At 73.5% G+C, this 15763-nt stretch carries 13 protein-coding genes; 2 read left to right on the top strand and 11 right to left on the bottom strand.

The genetic code is table 11. The features are described from left to right. Positions 1-48 precede the first annotated feature (48 nt). The gene (locus QPK52_RS21215) at positions 49-1080 is read left to right on the top strand and encodes a LacI family DNA-binding transcriptional regulator (protein ID WP_410539042.1); all 1032 of its coding nucleotides are present in this window, start codon (positions 49-51) and stop codon (positions 1078-1080) included. A 98-nt stretch (positions 1081-1178) separates the two neighbouring features. Here QPK52_RS21215 and QPK52_RS21210 read toward each other — a convergent pair whose 3' ends face one another. Together QPK52_RS21210 and QPK52_RS21205 are read right to left on the bottom strand one after the other, a co-directional pair. Continuing rightward, positions 1179-2282 carry an aminotransferase class V-fold PLP-dependent enzyme gene (locus QPK52_RS21210; protein ID WP_410539041.1) on the bottom strand — a complete coding sequence of 368 codons (1104 nt, stop codon included), beginning with the start codon at positions 2280-2282 and terminating at the stop codon, positions 1179-1181. A gap of 170 nt (positions 2283-2452) precedes the next feature. After that, positions 2453-3982 (bottom strand): aldehyde dehydrogenase (NADP(+)), encoded by a 1530-nt coding sequence (locus tag QPK52_RS21205; RefSeq protein ID WP_410539040.1) that lies wholly within the window; start codon positions 3980-3982, stop codon positions 2453-2455. A 193-nt stretch (positions 3983-4175) separates the two neighbouring features. On the opposite strand from QPK52_RS21205, the gene QPK52_RS21200 reads away from it, so the two are divergent. After that, complete coding sequence (locus QPK52_RS21200) at positions 4176-4973, top strand: IclR family transcriptional regulator (protein WP_410539039.1); 798 nt, start codon at positions 4176-4178, stop codon at positions 4971-4973. Between the two features lie 110 nt (positions 4974-5083). On the opposite strand, the gene QPK52_RS21195 is transcribed toward QPK52_RS21200, so the two are convergent. The 9 genes from QPK52_RS21195 to QPK52_RS21155 all read right to left on the bottom strand — a co-directional run bounded on the left by QPK52_RS21195 (position 5084) and on the right by QPK52_RS21155 (position 15673). Continuing rightward, positions 5084-6163: a pectinesterase family protein gene (locus QPK52_RS21195; protein WP_410539038.1), complete on the bottom strand. Its 1080-nt coding sequence runs from the start codon at positions 6161-6163 to the stop codon at positions 5084-5086. Further along, positions 6160-7476, bottom strand: a complete 1317-nt coding sequence (locus tag QPK52_RS21190) for a polysaccharide lyase family 1 protein (RefSeq protein ID WP_410539037.1) — start codon at positions 7474-7476, stop codon at positions 6160-6162. The genes QPK52_RS21195 and QPK52_RS21190 overlap by 4 nt, the downstream gene beginning before the upstream one ends. 166 nt (positions 7477-7642) lie before the next feature. Further along, the gene (locus tag QPK52_RS21185) at positions 7643-8482 is read right to left on the bottom strand and encodes a rhamnogalacturonan acetylesterase (protein ID WP_410539036.1); all 840 of its coding nucleotides are present in this window, start codon (positions 8480-8482) and stop codon (positions 7643-7645) included. Positions 8483-8588: 106 nt separating this feature from the next. Next, on the bottom strand, positions 8589-9932 hold the full coding sequence (locus QPK52_RS21180) for an ABC transporter substrate-binding protein (protein WP_410539035.1): 1344 nt from the start codon (positions 9930-9932) through the stop codon (positions 8589-8591). A gap of 135 nt (positions 9933-10067) precedes the next feature. Further along, positions 10068-11618, bottom strand: a complete 1551-nt coding sequence (locus QPK52_RS21175; RefSeq protein ID WP_410539034.1) for a family 43 glycosylhydrolase — start codon at positions 11616-11618, stop codon at positions 10068-10070. After that, positions 11615-12514: a PmoA family protein gene (locus QPK52_RS21170; RefSeq protein WP_410539033.1), complete on the bottom strand. Its 900-nt coding sequence runs from the start codon at positions 12512-12514 to the stop codon at positions 11615-11617. Before QPK52_RS21170 ends, QPK52_RS21175 begins: the two co-directional genes overlap by 4 nt. Beyond that, positions 12511-13794, bottom strand: coding sequence for a Gfo/Idh/MocA family protein (locus QPK52_RS21165; protein ID WP_410539032.1), 1284 nt, complete (start codon positions 13792-13794; stop codon positions 12511-12513). Before QPK52_RS21165 ends, QPK52_RS21170 begins: the two co-directional genes overlap by 4 nt. Next, entirely contained in the window at positions 13794-14702 is a 909-nt protein-coding gene (locus tag QPK52_RS21160; protein ID WP_410539031.1) for a carbohydrate ABC transporter permease, read from the bottom strand. The genes QPK52_RS21165 and QPK52_RS21160 overlap by 1 nt, the downstream gene beginning before the upstream one ends. After that, complete coding sequence (locus QPK52_RS21155) at positions 14699-15673, bottom strand: carbohydrate ABC transporter permease (RefSeq protein ID WP_410539030.1); 975 nt, start codon at positions 15671-15673, stop codon at positions 14699-14701. Before QPK52_RS21155 ends, QPK52_RS21160 begins: the two co-directional genes overlap by 4 nt. Positions 15674-15763: the final 90 nt, after the last annotated feature.

The raw sequence follows: 15763 nt of genomic DNA, 5'->3' as shown, positions 1-15763 counted from the left end.
TGCACGTGGGACGGGGAGACGGGGGAGAGACACGAGGATGGGTACCGCATGAGCGGCAGTGAGCGGCGGCGCCCGCCGACGATCCACGACGTGGCGCGGGAGGCCGGGGTCTCCCGCGGCACGGTCTCGCGGTTCCTCAACGGCGGGCACAACGTCAGCCCGGCCGCGGCGGACGCGGTCAGGGCCGCGATCCGCAGGACGGGCTACGTCGTCAACCGGCACGCCCGCAGCCTGATCACCGGCCGCTCCGACTCGGTGGCCTTCCTGCTCACCGAGCCGCAGGAGAAGCTGTTCGAGGACCCCAACTTCAACGTGCTGCTGCGCGGCTGCACCCAGGCGCTGGCCGCGCACGACATCCCGCTGCTGCTTATGATCGCCGGTACGCCCGCCGAGCGGCGCCGCGTCGTCCGCTACGTCACCGCGGGCCATGTCGACGGCGTCCTGCTGGTCTCCAGCCACACCGGCGACCCGATGGCCGAGCAGCTGACGAAGGCCGGCATGCCGGTGGTCGCCAGCGGCAAGCCGATCGACCGCAGCGGGCGTACCGCCAGGATCGCCCATGTGGCGGCCGACGACCGGGAGGGCGCCCGCGACATCGTGCGGCACCTGGTCTCGCTCGGGCGCCGCCGCATCGCCACGGTCGCCGGGCCGCCGGACACCCCCGGCGGTGTGGACCGGCTGGCGGGCTGGCGCGAGATGCTGGCCGAGGCCGGGCTCCCCGCCGGCGACGACCTGGTCGCCCACGGCGACTACAGCCGCGACAGCGGCCGGCGGGCCGCCGCCGAACTGCTCGAGCGGGCGCCGGACGTGGACGCGCTGTTCGTCGCCTCCGACCTGATGGCGCGCGGCGCGCTGACCGCCCTGGAGCAGGCCGGGCGGCGGGTGCCGGACGACGTCGCCGTCGGCGGCTTCGACGACTCCCCCGCCGCCGTCGCCGGCCTCCCGGAGCTGACCACCGTCCGCCAGCCGTGGGACCGGATCAGCGCGGAGATGGTACGGGTGCTGCTGGGCCTGATCGGCGGCGAGGAGCCGTCGGCGGTGATCCTGCCGACCGAGCTGGTGCGCAGGCAGTCGGCGTGACCTCGGGCTTACCGGGGCTCGCTTGCCCCGAACTTGCCCCGAACGGCCGAAGGCCCCGGGGCCGCGGGATCTTCGGCCGTTCGGGGCCACGCCGGGGGTCACGCCCGGGGCAGCGCCGCCAGCAGCCGCTCCACGTCCTCGGCCGTGTTGTACAGGTGGAAGGCCGCGCGCAGGTTCCCCGCCCGGACGGACACCTCCACCCCCGCCTCCTTAAGCGCCTCGGAGGCGCCGCCCAGCCCGGGCACCGCGACGATGGCCGAGTCGCCGGGCACCGGACGGTGGCCCAGCTCGGCGGCGCCGGCCCGGAAACGGGCGGCCAGGGCCCGGTCGTGGGCGCCGATCGCCTCCGGCCCGGCCTCCTCGACCAGGCGGAGGGACCGCTCGGCGCCCAGGTAGGGGAGGAAGGCCGGGGAGACGTCGAAGCGGCGGGCGGAACGGGCCAGTTCCGCGACCGTCCCGTAGCAGCTCTCCCAGGGCCGCTCCCCCGCGACCCATCCGGCCTGCGCGGCCACCAGGCCCCCGCCGTCCCCGGGCACGGTGAGGAAGGAGGTGCCCCGCGGGCACAGCAGCCACTTGTAGGCGCCGCACACGGTGTAGTCGAAGGCGCCCGCCTCCAGCGGCAGCCAGCCGACGGCCTGGGTGGTGTCCACCAGGGTGCGGGCGCCGTGGGCCCGTGCGGCCCCGGCGACGGCGGCGAGGTCCGCGATGCGGCCGTCGGCCGACTGCACGGCGCTGACGGCCACCAGCGCGGTGCCGGGCCGGACGGCGTCCGCCAGCTCCGCCAGCGGGGCGGTGCGCAGCTTGATGTCGGCGCGCATCGCGAACGGGTTGACCAGGGAGCTGAAGTCGCCGTCGGCCACCAGCACCTCGGCGCCGGGCGGCAGCGAGCCCGCGACCAGCGAGACGTGCGCGGAGACGGCCGTTCCGAGCGCCGCCCTGTCCGGGTCCAGGCCGACCAGCCGGGCGAAGCGGGCGCGTGCCCGTTCGATCACGGCGAACCAGCGCGTCAGGTCGATGCGCCCTTCCACCGTCTCCTGCACCGCCTCGCGCAGCGCGTCGGCGGTACGGGCGGGTGTCAGACCGTGCGAGGCGGTGTTCAGGTAGACGGTCGTCGGCGCGAACTCGGCGCGCACGAGGTCGCGCAGGCTCGGCGGGGTCGGCGTTTCCGGCAGGTCCGGTGCTCCCGGCAGTGAGGTCTCCACGAGCACCACTGTGTCGCCCCGGTTCGCCGCTGTCCACGGCGAATTGTCTTGGGCTGCCCCAAGGCCTCCCTCAGGGGAGGCGGCTTCCTCCCTTCCGGCCTTCCGTGCGAACGCCTGTGGCCGCCCTCCCGGAGAGCGGCCACAGGCGGGATCCGGGGGCCCGGAGGCGTTCAGCCCTCGCGCCGCCCGTCCACCCGGCGCGGCAGGCCGAGCGGGTTGTCGTCGCGCAGTTCCTCGGGCAGCAGCGCCGGCGGGGTGTCCTGGTAGGCGACCGGGCGCAGCCAGCGCTCGATGGCCGTGGCGCCGACCGAGGTGGAGGTGGAGGTGGTGGCCGGGTAGGGGCCGCCGTGGTGCTGGGCGGGGGTGACCGCGACACCGGTGGGCCAGCCGTTGACCAGGACCCGTCCGGCCAGCGGCGTCAGCTCGGCCAGCAGCCGGGCCGCGGCGCCGCCCTCCTCCCCCGCCTCCTCCTCGGCGATGTGGAGGGTGGCGGTCAGGTTGCCGGGCAGCTTGGCCAGCACGGCGCTGACCTCGCCGACGTCCCGGTAGCGGGCGACGACGGTGACGGGCCCGAAGCACTCCTCCAGCAGCAGCCCGTGCCGCTCGGAGCCGGCCAGCCGCTCCGCCGGGACGGTGAGGAAGCCCGCGCGCACGGCCTGGTCCTCGCCCTCGGCCGCGGCGACCGGCGCCGTCACGTCCTCCAGCTCCGCCCGGGCCCTCACCCCGGCCAGGAACGCCTCGCGCATCCGGGTGTCCAGCATCGGCCCTCCGGCGGTCTCGGCGACGGACTCGGCCAGCGCCTCCAGCAGCCGGTCGCCGGACTCGCCCTCGGGGGCGAGGACCAGCCCCGGCTTGGTGCAGAACTGCCCGGAGCCCATCGTCATCGAACCGGCCAGCCCGCCGCCGATCCCCTCGGCGCGCTCCTTCGCCGCCGCCTCGGTGACCACCACCGGGTTGAGGCTGCCCAGCTCGCCGTGGAAGGGGATCGGGACCGGGCGGGCGGCGGCGGCGTCGAACAGGGCCCGGCCGCCCCGGATCGAGCCGGTGAACCCGGCCGCGGCGACCAGCGGGTGCTTCACCAGCTCCACGCCCGCGTCGAAGCCGTGCACCACACGGACGACGTCCTCGGACAGACCGGCGCGGGCGGCCGCCCGGCGCAGCGCGGCCGCGCACAGCTCGGAGGTGGCCGGATGGTCGGGGTGCGCCTTGACCACCACCGGGCAGCCCGCCGCGAGCGCGCTGGCGGTGTCGCCGCCGGGCACGGAGAAGGCGAGCGGGAAGTTGGAGGCCGCGTAGACCGCCACGACGCCCAGGGGGATCTTGTAGCGGCGCAGATCGGGCCGGGGCGGGGTGAGCGAGGCGTCGGCGTGGTCGATGACGACGTCCAGGTACGCCCCGTCGGCGACCTCGTCGGCGAAGGCGAGCAACTGGTAGGTGGTGCGGCCCAGCTCACCGTTCAGCCGGACCTCACCCAGCGCGGTCTCGGCGTCCGCGGCGGCGACGATCTCCTCGCGGGCGGCCTCCAGCTCCTCGGCGGCCGCCCGCAGCAGGGCGATCCGCGCGGTGCGGCCCGCCAGCTCCCCGCGGGCGGCGTGGGCGGCGCGCACGGCCGCGTCGACATCGGCTGCCGTGGCCTCGACCGCGACCTGTTCACGCTGCTTCCCCGTCCTGGGGTCGACGCTCCACACTGGTACTGCCACCGCTGAACTCCTCCTTCGAAACGACCGCCGACCTGACGACGGCAGGGGGCGACGGGACCGGCGGGGGCGCGTCCGGGGCCCGGACGCCGAAGACTGTCCCCCCGGAGACCTTGTTCGATATACTGAACGCCGTCCCTATGTGTGAATAACCATATGGGACTCTATGACCGGTCGAGCGAAAGGGTCAAGGTCGATGCCTTCTGCGCACGGGGGCGCCCCCGGGAGGAAACCGGAGGCGGGCGGGGCACAGGTCAAATCGGCGGTGCGCACCGTGGAACTGCTGGAGTTCTTCGCCGGGCAGCCCGGCATGCACACCCTCGCCGCCGTCCAGGAGGCCGTCGGCTACCCCAAGTCCAGCCTGTACATGCTGCTGCGCACACTCGTGGAACTGGGCTGGATCGAGACCGACGCCACCGGCACCCGCTACGGCATCGGGGTACGCGCCCTGCTGGTGGGCACCTCCTACATCGACGGCGACGAGGTCGTGGCCGCCGCCCGCCCCACCCTGGACCGGCTCTCCGACGACACCACCGAGACCATCCACCTCGCCCGGCTGGACGGCACCAACGTCGTCTACCTCGCCACCCGCCAGTCGCAGCACTACCTGCGCCCCTTCACCCGTGTGGGACGGCGCCTGCCCGCGCACTCCACCTCCCTGGGCAAGGCTCTGCTGGCCACCTACGACGACGACCAGGTCCGCGCGATGCTCCCCGAGACCCTGGCTCCGCTGACCGAGCACACCATCACCGACCGCGAAAAGCTCATCGGGGAACTGCACCAGATCCGCGAACAGGGCTACGCGGTCGACCGCGAGGAGAACACCCTGGGACTGAGCTGCTTCGGCGTCGCCATCCCCTACCGCACCCCCGCACGGGACGCCATCAGCTGCTCGGTCCCGGTGGCCCGGCTCACCCCCGCCCACGAACAGACCATCAAGGACGCCCTGTTCGACGCACGCGACCGGCTGACCCTGGCCACCCGCCACCTGTAGACGCCCCTCGCCCCGCCGGCCACCGGCCGAAGCCGCAGACCGCCTCCCCCGCCGGCCCGCGCCGTGCCCGGCCGGCGCGGGCCGGGCACGGCGCCGTGCCACGGGCAGGATCAGTCCACCGCGGGACGCCAGTCGCCCAGGTAGGCCGCCGGCGTGTGCTCGGCGGCCTCGGCCGCCGTCAGCCGCGGACGCTCGGCCGGGTCGGCGACGGCCGCGCCCGGCCCCCGGTTGGCGTGCTCCCGGAAGAAGAACCCCTGCCACGGGTACTGCTCGCGCATGTTCGCGTACGGCCGGGCCGCGTCGATCCCGTCGCCGAGCAGGCTCTCGCGCACCACCAGGCCCGGCCGGGCCCCCGGATCGCTGCTGGGCACCCAGGGCCGGGCCAGCTTGTACGCACCGGCCGGCGCGGTGGTGGTGACGCGGCAGCGATGGGCGAGATAGCCGTACCGGGTGCCGGCGGCCGTCGACGGCGCGAAGACGAACCCGTACGGGGTGGAGTCCACATCACGGTCCAGGGTGCGCAGTTCACAGCCGTTGAAGACTGCCGTGGCCCGGCCGAAGACGAAGTCCACGTCCCCCTCCGCATAGCAGTGGTGGAAGAACTGCCGCGCGGTGAGCGAGACGTGCCGCGTGTCGGCGTACAGGGTGTCCTGGTGGCCGAGGAAGCGGCAGCGGTCGAACAGCGAGCGGTCCCCCATCACCTTGATCGCCACCGCCTGGGTGCCACCGGTGATCTCCGGGTGGTCGGCGCGCAGCCAGTCGTTGGCGAAGGTGACCCGGCGCGCGGTGAACCCGTCGGGCCGCGCGGTGACCGTGGCACTGCCGGAGGTCCCGTAGGCGCCGGAACCGTCGGGCCTGGGCGTGCCCGCGGCGTTGTCGTGGACGATGACGGTGTCGCGGGGATCGCCGGTGCCGCCCAGCAGGGTCAGCCCGGTCTTGCTCTCCGGGATCTCCACCGTCTCGCGGTAGACGCCGGGGGCCAGGGCGATGGTCCAGGGCGTCGCGGGACGGTCGGGCGTGGCGTCGACGGCCTCCTGCACGGTGGCGAAGTCACCGCTGCCGTCCGGTGCGACCCTCAGCCGCGGCCCCGCGGACCGGTCCGCGGGGCCCGCGTGGGCCCGGCCCGCCAGGGACAGGAGGAGGGCGGCGCCGGCTCCGGTCGTCAGCGCGCCGCGTCGGGTGGTGCTCACCTGCGGCCCTTTCCGTCCCCGGCCTTCAGCACTCCGGCCCCGGCGTGCCGGCCCACCAGGTGCGGGACGGCCAGCGGGTGGTGGACACGGGTGCGCAGGACCGGGGTCCAGCCCGCGTCGTCGCCCAGGATGCGGTCGGGATTGGCGGCGTTGTGGGCGGCCAGCAGGTCCACGTACCGGCCGTTGACCCAGTTGTTCCGCTCGGTCATGGAGGTGCCGGGGGTCCACTGGCGGATGGTGTCGGCCGGGGCCAGGCCCTTGTGGAGGGTGAAGGCGTTGTGCTCGGCGACGAGCGCGGCCTCCTTGCCGATGCCCCAGGTGTAGCCGTACTTGGCGCCCTCGTTCTGCTTGAAGTGGTTGTTGTAGGAGTCCACCTGGCCGAAGCGCACGCGCGGGGCCCGCTCGTTGACGTCCTCGAAGAGGTTGTGGTGGAAGGTGGTGCGCAGCTTGCCCCGGTCGTCGGCGGTGGCGCCGTCGCTGTTGCCCAGCAGGATGGTCTTGTCGTGCTCGGTGAAGACGTTCCAGCTCACGGTCACCAGGTCGGCGCCGCGCACGATGTCGAGCAGGCCGTCGTGCTGCTGGAAGAGCTGCCCGAAGTAGCGCGGCTGCTCGCTGTCGGGGCGGCGGCCGTCGGTGAAGGTGTTGTGGTCGATCCAGACGTGGCGGGAGCCGTGGACGACGACGTTGTCGTACTCGGAGTTCCAGGCTCCGTTCTCGCCGTCGGTGGGGTCCCACTGCGGGAAGCAGTCGTAGGTGTCCTCGAAGGTGATGTTGCGGACGATGACGTTCTCCACGCCCCGGATCTGGAGGCTGGCGCCGAGGATGGTGGCGTCGTCGCCCACCCCGATCAGGGTGGTGTTGGAGCCGACGTTGAGCTTGACCCGCTTGTTCTGCTCGGCGGCCGAGGCGGCGCGGGCGTCCTCCATCGGTCCCGAGGGGTCGGCGTCGCCCCAGACGGCGGGGTCGTACGCCTGGAGGTACTTCTCCAGGGTGTAGCCGTCGCGCTGGTAGTCCTCGCAGGCCAGCGGCGCGCCCTGGTCGTCGGCGTTGCCGTGGATCGTTCCCCTGACCTTGATGATCTTCGGGGTGTCGTCGCCGTTGTTCAGCGCCGCGGCCAGCTCGGCGCGGTTGGTGACGGTGAAGACGTGGTCGGCGTCGGCGGCGGCGCCGCCGGTGGTGCCGCCCTCGGCCGAGGCCCAGCCGTCGTTCTCCGGCAGGACGGCGCGGGCCGGGTCACCGCCGTGGCGCGGTGCGGCCTGGGCGGGTACGGCCAGGGCCGCCAGGGCGAGCGAGGCACATCCTGCCAGGGCCATGACACGCGCTTGGCACACTTTTCTCTGCACTGCGACTCCTTCGGTCGTGCGGGGCGTTCGGGGTTCTTCGGGGGTTTCGAGGGATGTCGGGCCGCCGGGCCGCTCCGGGTGTCCGGAGGCGCCCGGTGGGCGCGGGCGGCACGGTGGGCGCGGGCGGCGCGGCGGATCAGCCGGCCGGCCAGGTGACCACGCTCTCCGGGACGGCGTCGTCCAGCCGCCGGAGTGCGCCCGGGTGCGGCAGGCGCCGCTCCTTCAGGCCCCGGGCGACCATCCGGGCGACCTCGACGGCGCCGTGCGGCCGGAAGTGGGTGTTGTCCTGCTTGCCTTCGGGGTGGTTGGGGTGCTCGCCCGGGGCGAGGTGGAGGAAGACCTCCAGCGTGCCGCCGGGACCCAGCCGGTCCCACTCGGCAAGGCTCGCGGCCTGGACGTCGACGAGGGGGACGTCCTCGGCGGCGGCCAGTGCGCGCATCGCCTCGGGGTACTCGCCGTGGGTGGGTCTGGCACGCCCGTCCGCGTCGAAGCGGCGGCGCTCGACGGGGGTGATCAGTACCGGGCGCGCACCGCGGGCGCGGGCGCCGTCGAGATAGCGGCGCAGGTAGTCCTGGTAGGTCGTGTAGGGGTCGGTGCCGCGGGCCGGGTCGCCGGTCTTCTCGTCGTTGTGGCCGAACTGGACCAGCAGCAGGTCGCCGGGGCGGATCGCCTCCAGGATCGGAACCAGCCGCCCCTCGTCGTGGAAGCTCTTGGAACTGCGGCCGTTGACCGCGTGGTTGGCGACCGTCCAGCCGTGGCCCAGGAAGACCGGCAGGGCCATGCCCCAGCCCGCCTCGGGCGCGGCGGCGGCGGTCTTGGGGGCCGCGGTGGAGTCGCCGGCGATGAAGACCGTGCCCTCGCGCCGGGGGCGGCCGGGACCGCGGGCGGGTGCGGCGGCCTGCGCGGCGCCGGCGGCGGCGAGGGTGAGAGGAAGCGCGGCGAGCGCCGCGGCGGCGTGTCGGCGGGAGACGGGCATGGAGGTACCCCCTCGGCTCGGTGTGCCTGGTACGGGCTGTGTGTGTGGGGGGCGCGGCGGGGCGGTCCGGTGCGGTGCCGCCCCGCCGCGGCGGCGGGACGGGCGGTCAGCCCTTCTGCTCGCTCCACTCGGCCTGGGCCTCGTTGAGCCGCTTCGCCAGGTCGTCGGCGAATTCCCCGGCCGTCATCTGGCCCAGCAGCAGCTTCTGGAAGTTGGGCTCGGTGTCGGCCTTGCTGATGGTGTTCCAGTCCGGCAGGTAGTACGGGAGCTGGACGATCTTGGTGCTCGGGTCGTCGAGCGACTCCATGGCCGCCTTGGTGGGCTTGGCCTCGTTGATCCACTCGTCGTCCGCGGCGTCGGTGTGGGCCGGGATGGCGCCCGCGGACTCGTTCCAGAGGCTGTTCATCTCGGCGGACGCGGCGAACTCGATGAACTTCCAGGCCGCGGCCTTGTTCCCGCTCGACTTGAACAGCCCCATCCCGTCGACCGGGTTGGAGACCAGGGTGCGCGGGCCGCCCTCGGAGGAGGCCGGCATCGGCAGCCCGTCGACGCCGTCCTCGCCGAACGCCTTCACGTGGTCGGTGTAGGAGCCCAGGTTGTGCTGGAGCATCCCGACCTCGCCGCCGGTGAAGGTGGCGACCATCTTGGTGAAGTCGTTGTTCAGGTCGGCCTTGGGCGTGTACTTGTTGTAGAGGCCGACGTACTTCTCCAGGGCCTCGACGTTCTTCGGGTCGTTGACGGTGGTCTTGTCGCCGTTCCAGAAGTTCTCGATGCCGGACTGGGCGTACATCATCTCCAGGGCCTGGGCGACGGAGCCCGCGCCGCCCCGGATGGTGAAGCCGAACCGGTTCTTCTTCTTGTCGGTCAGCTCCTCGGCGGCCCGGTAGAAGTTCTCCCAGGTGGCGGGGGGCTCCAGACCGGCCTTGTCGAACATGTCCGTGCGGTACCACAGCACGCCCTGGTTGGCGGAGGTCGGGACGGTGAACAGGTCCTCCTCACCGCCGGCGGCCCTGACGCTGTCGACCATGCCCTTGACCAGCTTGCCCTTCAGCGGGCTGTCCTCGATCCGCTCGCCGACCGGGTCGAGCGCCCCCTGGGCGACCATGTTGGCGAGGTAGGCGGTGCCGACCATGCCGACGTCCGGCAGGCTGTCGCCGCCGCCCTGGATGGCCGTGTCGTACTTGGACTGCACGTCGGCGATGGGTATGCCGACGTACTCCACGTCGATGTCCGGGTTCTTCTTCTCGAACTCGGTGATGATCTTCTTCCAGACCTCGGTGCGCACACCGCCGTTGTTGTCCCAGAAGACGATCTTTCCCTTGCCCTCGCCCTCGCTGCCCGTCTCGGTCCCCGAGTTCCCGCAGGCGGTGGCGGTCAGTGCGAGGGAGGCGCTGACGCCCAGGGCCAGCAGGGTACGGGCACGAGGTCTGCGGCTGATGTTTCCACTCATCGTCGAGTCTCTTTCCTGGTCGTGCGTTTCCGCGTGGGTGTGGGGTGTGCGTTGCGGGGGTGGGCGGGGTGCGGGGTGTCCCGGGGGACGGATCGTGCGGTGGTGTCCGGGCGCGGTGGTGTCCGGCGGGCCGGGTCAGGTGACGCGGAACCGGGTGAAGACCGCGGTTCCGGCCGGTCCGCCGCCTTCGGGAGCGGCGGCGAACAGGCCGAGCTGGGCGCCCACCCAGCGCCACGGGGTCGCGGCGAAGGGCGGGCCGGAGGGGCGGAAGGCGGTGTCGTCCCCGGTGCGCGCCGAGAACAGGCAGCGGGCGCCGGGGAGGAGTTCGATGCGCAGGTGCGCGCGGCCGTCCGGCGCGGGCCGGGAGTGCGCGGCGTCCCGCTCGTGTTCGGCGGCGGGCTCGGCGAAGCGGTGCACCAGACGGGTCCCGAGGGCGTCCCGCTCCAGGCCGATCCAGGCGAACGCGTCGCCCAGGACGGCCAGTCCGGCCCTGGCGCCGGCGCCCGAGCCGTCCAGCCGCAGCTCGACCTCTACCGTGCACGGGCGGCCGGGCAGGCGCTGGACCAGTACGTTCGGCAGCCGGCGCAGGTCGTGGGCGTCGGCGGTGCGGCGGCAGGCCAGCCGCAGTCCGTCACCGCCGTGGGCGACCGTCCAGCCCTGCCCCGGGTTGGCGGTCCAGGACCACTGGTGGCCGAAGCGGCCGCCGGGGAAGTCGTCGCCGGTGGCGGGGGCCGCCGGGCGCTCGGCGGGGACGGGCGGGCGGTGGGCGGCGACGGGTTCGCCCTCGTCGCCGATCACCGGCCAGCCGGCTTCCCCGTCCCGGCCCTCGTCGCTCCAGCGCATCGGCTGCAGGTGCACCACCCGCCCGTACGCGCCGCGCTGCTGGAAGTGGAGGAACCAGTCGGAGCCGTCGGCCGCCCGCACCCACGCCCCCTGGTGCGGGCCGTTGACGCCGGTGCGGCCCTGGGCGAGCACGATGCGCTCCTCGTAGGGGCCGAAGACGTCCCGGGAGCGGAACGCACCCTGCCAGCCGGTCTCCACTCCCCCTGCCGGAGCGAAGATCCAGTACCAGCCGCCGTGCCGGTAGAGCTTGGGGCCCTCCAGGGTGAACCAGCCGGGCAGCGCGTCGCCGTCGACGACCGTGCGGCCCTGATCGAGCAGTTCGCGGCCGTCGGGGCTCATCCGGTGGCCGGTGAGCCGGTTCTTGATCCCGGAGCGGGACTTCGCCCAGGCGTGCACCAGATAGGCGCGGCCGTCGTCGTCCCACAGCGGGCAGGGGTCGATCAGTCCGCGGCCGGCCTTCAGCAGGTGCGGTCTGCTCCACGGGCCCCGTACGTCCTCGGCGCTGATCTGGTAGATGCCGTGGTCGGGGTCGCCCCAGAAGATCCAGAAGCGGCCGGCGTGGTGGCGGATGGACGGCGCCCACACCCCGCAGTCGTGGCGCGGGGCGGTGAACGCCTGCTCCGGCTCCAGCCGCTGGAGGGCGTGGCCGATGATCCGCCAGTTGACCAGATCGCGGGAGTGGAGGATCGGCAGGCCGGGGGCGCGGCCGAAGCTGGAGGCGGTCAGGTAGTAGTCGTCGCCGACGCGGATGGCGTCGGGGTCGGACCAGTCGGCGTCCAGCACCGGGTTGCGGTACGCGCCGGCCGGGGCGGTGGGTGGCGCGGTCGCCGGGAGGGCCGTCATCGGGCCGCCTCCTTCCCGGTGAGCCGGGCGGCGACCTCGGCGGCGGCGGCCCTCTCCAGCCGCCCGTCGGCGACACCGGTGACCACCCGCCGCACCACCGGCCGCCCGGCGGGCAGCAGCAGTCTGCGGTCCCAGGCCAGCGCGGAGCCCACACCCGGGTACTCGGCGGCGCGTACGAACCACCGGTCGCGGCGGGTTTCCTCGGTGGCCCCGGCGAACACCAGCGTCCAGGCGTCGGTCGCCATGGCCAGCCAGGGCGCCCGCGAGCCGTGCACCGCCTCCTCGCCCTCGGCGTCCTCGGTGAACACCTCCGGCGGGCGGGGGCCGATGGGCGGGCGCCAGAAGAAGCCGCCGTAGCCGGCGCCGGGGCGGCCGTTGGTGGCCGGGCTGCCCACCGACAGCTCCTCGCCGCAGACGTTGGTGAGCTCGGTGGTGAAGTCCAGCGCCCAGCAGTCCGCCTCCAGCGCCCGGGCGGTGACGGTGCGGCGTTCGGTCAGCAGCCGCCGTCCGTCCCGCTGCCAGGCGATCTCCTCGGTGAAGCCGTCCTCGCGCAGTTCCGGCCAGCCCAGGTGGCTCTGGTGCCCGTGGTTGTCCAGCTCGACCGGTCCCCGGTCGCGGACGAAGGTGCGCCCGCCCCAGAAGTTGGCGCCGCCGACGTCGGGGACGGCCATGCTCACCCCGAGGTGGTGCACGTGGTCGGCGGGCCGCAGCTCGGTGACGGCGGTGCCGCCCAGGGTCCGGACGGGGTGCAGGTAGGGGCGCGGCGACTCCCGCCGGGCCAGGTGCGGACGGTACTCGTAGCGGGCCACGGTCCGCCCGCCGCAGCGCAGTTCGACGGCGTCGGCGGTGCCGGGGACGTCCGGGGCTCCGGCGGTGTGCAGGTGCGGTGCGCTCATGCCACGGCTCCCTTCCGCTCGGGCTTCGGCTCGGGCTCCTGCTCGGGCTTCCGCCCGGGCTCCGCCGCGGGGACGGCCCAGGGGGCGCGCGGGCCGGAGCCGTCGGACAGCTCGGAGTACAGGGCCAGCTCCCGGGCCCCCGCCGCGACCAGGTCGTCGATGCCGGTGACGATCCGCCGGGCGGAGCCGTCGCCGCCGGCGCCGGGCTCGGTACGCCAGGCGCCGGCGGGCAGCGGGCGCGGTTCGGGCGCGGTGCGCACGGCCTCCACCAGCCGCATGAAGGCGCCGGTGCGCTCGGGCGGTACCAGCAGCTCCTCTCCGCCGGCGAGGTGGGCCACGAGGTTGCGCAGCAGGTCGGTGCGGGCGTGCTCGGTGGTCTCGGGCGCGTGCCCGTCGCGCTCCAGCAGCAGGCGGTCCTGCTTGTACCAGAAGGTGATCCGGCCGCCGGTGCCGTGGACGACGACGTAGGGCTCGCCGGGCCGCTCGGCGCACAGTGTCACGGCCGCGGTGATCTCGCCCGTCGTGCCGTCGCCGTGCGCGGTGCGCAGCCGGACGCAGGAGGTGTCGTCGGACTCGATGGCGTTGGCGCGGTACAGCTCCAGTTCGATGCCGACGACGTCCTCGGCGCGGTCGCCGCCGTCGATGCGCAGCGCGGTGGCCACCGCGTGGGCCAGGGGGTTGGTGAGGACCCCGTCCACCACGTCCCGGCCCTCCAGCCTGCGCCGGCCGGCCCAGGGGGCGCGCTCCCAGTAGGCCAGGTCGCGGCTCCAGGCGCCGGCCGCGCCGATGCCGCGCACCGTGCCGATCGCGCCGTCGGCGATCAGGTCGCGTACGGCGGTGACGGCGTGCGAGCCCAGCGACTGGAAGCCGATCTGGCAGGCGACGCCCGCCGCCCGCACCCCCCGCGCCATCCGCTCGAACTCCGCGTACGAGGGCGCGGGCGGCTTCTCCAGCAGCAGGTGCACGCCCCGCTCGGCGGCGGCCAGCGCCAGGTCGGTGTGGGTGTGGATCGGGGTGCACACCACGGCGATCCGTGCGCCGGTGCTCTCCAGCAGCGCGGCGAAGTCGGCCGACTGCTCGGGGGCGCCGAGGCCGTCCAGCTCGTTCTCGTCCAGCGGCGTCAGTTCGCAGACCCCGGCCAGGCGGACCAGGCCCTCCTGCGCGAGGCGGCGGATGTTGGCCAGGTGCCAGCGGCCGTGGCCGCGGGCGCCCGCCAGCACGACCGGCAGGGCGTGCGCGGCGGACGCGGATGCGGCGCCCGGGGTGGAGGCGGAAGTCATCAGCCCTTCACCGCCCCCGCGCTGAATCCGGTGATCAGCCACTTCTGGATGAAGGCGAAGATGATCACCACGGGCACGGCGGCGACCACGCCGCCCGCCGCGAGCGCGCCCAGGTCCACGCTGTCCGAGCCGATGAGGGTGTTCAGGCCCACCGGGATCGTCTGCTTCTCCTGCGAGGAGAGGAACATCAGGGCGAACAGGAAGTGGTTCCAGCTGTGCACGAAGGCGAAGGAGCCCACCGCGATCAGCCCGGGCCGCAGCATCGGCAGCACGATGGCCATGAACGCCCGCAGCCGGGAGCAGCCGTCCACCCAGGCGGCCTCCTCCAGCGACTCGGGGACGTTCTTGATGAAGCCGCTGATCAGGATCATCGACAGCGGCAGCTGGAAGACCGTCTCCGCGATGATCACGCTCCACATGGAGTTGATGAGCTGGAGGTTGCGGAAGGTCTCGAACAGCGGGACCAGCATCAGCGCGCCGGGGATGAACTGCGAGCACAGCAGCGCCAGCATGAAGGCGTTCTTCATCCGGAACCGGAAGCGCGCCAGGGCGTACCCGCCGGCCAGGGCCACCGCCATCGTCATCACCATCGAGGCGATGCCGACCTGGGTGCTGTTGAGGAAGTAGGTGCCGAAGCTGCGCTCGTTCCAGACCTTCTCGAAGTGCTCGCCGGTCATCGGCCAGGGCACCAGCGAGGTGGAGCCGGAGGGGCGGAGCGCGAACAGCAGCATCCAGTAGAAGGGGATGAGGGTGAAGAGCAGGTAGACGCCCAGGGGCACGTAGATCTGCCAGCGCGGCGGCCCGTCGTCGAGTCTGCGCTGCCGCGCCCTCCTCCGGGCCGGGGGCGGAGTCTCTCCGTCGGCCGGGGCGGGCACCTGGGCGCCCTTCTCCGCGATTGCTGCGGTCACTTGTCGTCGCCTCCGAACTTGCTCAGGCGCAGGTAGAGGATCGAGCAGAAGAGCAGGATCACGAAGGCCACGGTGGTCAGCGCGGAGGCGTAGCCGAAGTCGTGGCCGTCGATGCCGGTGTTGGCGACGTAGAGCGGGAGCGTGGTGGTCACGCCGGCCGGTCCGCCGCCGGTGAGGGTGTAGAGCAGGTCGACGTTGTTGAACTCCCACACCGCGCGCAGCAGGGTGGAGAGGATGATCGCGTCCTTCAGGTGCGGCAGGGTGATGTGCCAGAACTGCCGGAAGCGGCTCGCGCCGTCCACCGAGGCCGCCTCGTACAGGTCCTTGGAGATGGACTGCAGGTCGGCGAGGATGAGGATCGCGAAGAAGGGGACACCGCGCCACAGTTCGGCCAGGACGGCGGCCCAGAAGACGGTGCCGGTGTCGGAGAGGACCGAGGTGCCGTACTCGCCGATGCCGGCGTCCGCCAGGTAGCGGCTCAGGCCCGTGGAGGGGTTGTACAGCAGGATCCAGATGGTGGTGGTGAGCACACCGGAGACGGCCCAGGGCGAGAAGACCAGGGCCCGGGCGATGCCGCGGCCGACGAACGTCTGGTTGACGATCAGCGCGAGCGCCAGGCCGAAGAGGAGCTGGAGGCCGACCTCGGCGACGACCCACTTGGCGCTGAAGGCGAGGGTCTGCCAGAACAGCGGGTCCTCGAAGAAGATCTCACGGAAGTTGTCCAGACCCGCGAAGCCGTTCCGCCAGGGCTTGGTGACGTTGTAGTGCTGGAGGCTGTAGTAGAGGACGCTGAGCATCGGGTAGGCGATGAAGCCCAGCATCAGCAGCCCGGCGGGCGCGATCAGTACGTACGGCAGGCCGCGCTTCCCGGTGAGCCCGGGCTTGCCCCCTTTTCCGGATTTCCCGGGTCCACCGGGTTTCCCCGGCCTCCCCGGCAGGGCGCGCTTCTTCGGCACGGCGGTGAGGGCCATTGCCGGTGCTCCGTTCTGTCGTCGAATGACTGTCGAACGTCGTTCGAGATGTCGTGTCGGCGGGTGGTTCGGACGGTCTGTGGTGCGGCG

Source organism: Streptomyces sp. KL2 (genome assembly GCF_046529545.1).
GTDB lineage: Bacteria > Actinomycetota > Actinomycetes > Streptomycetales > Streptomycetaceae > Streptomyces > Streptomyces radiopugnans.
The sequence above is the reverse complement of the archived record's forward strand: the minus strand, read 5'-3'. Positions and strand labels throughout refer to the sequence as shown.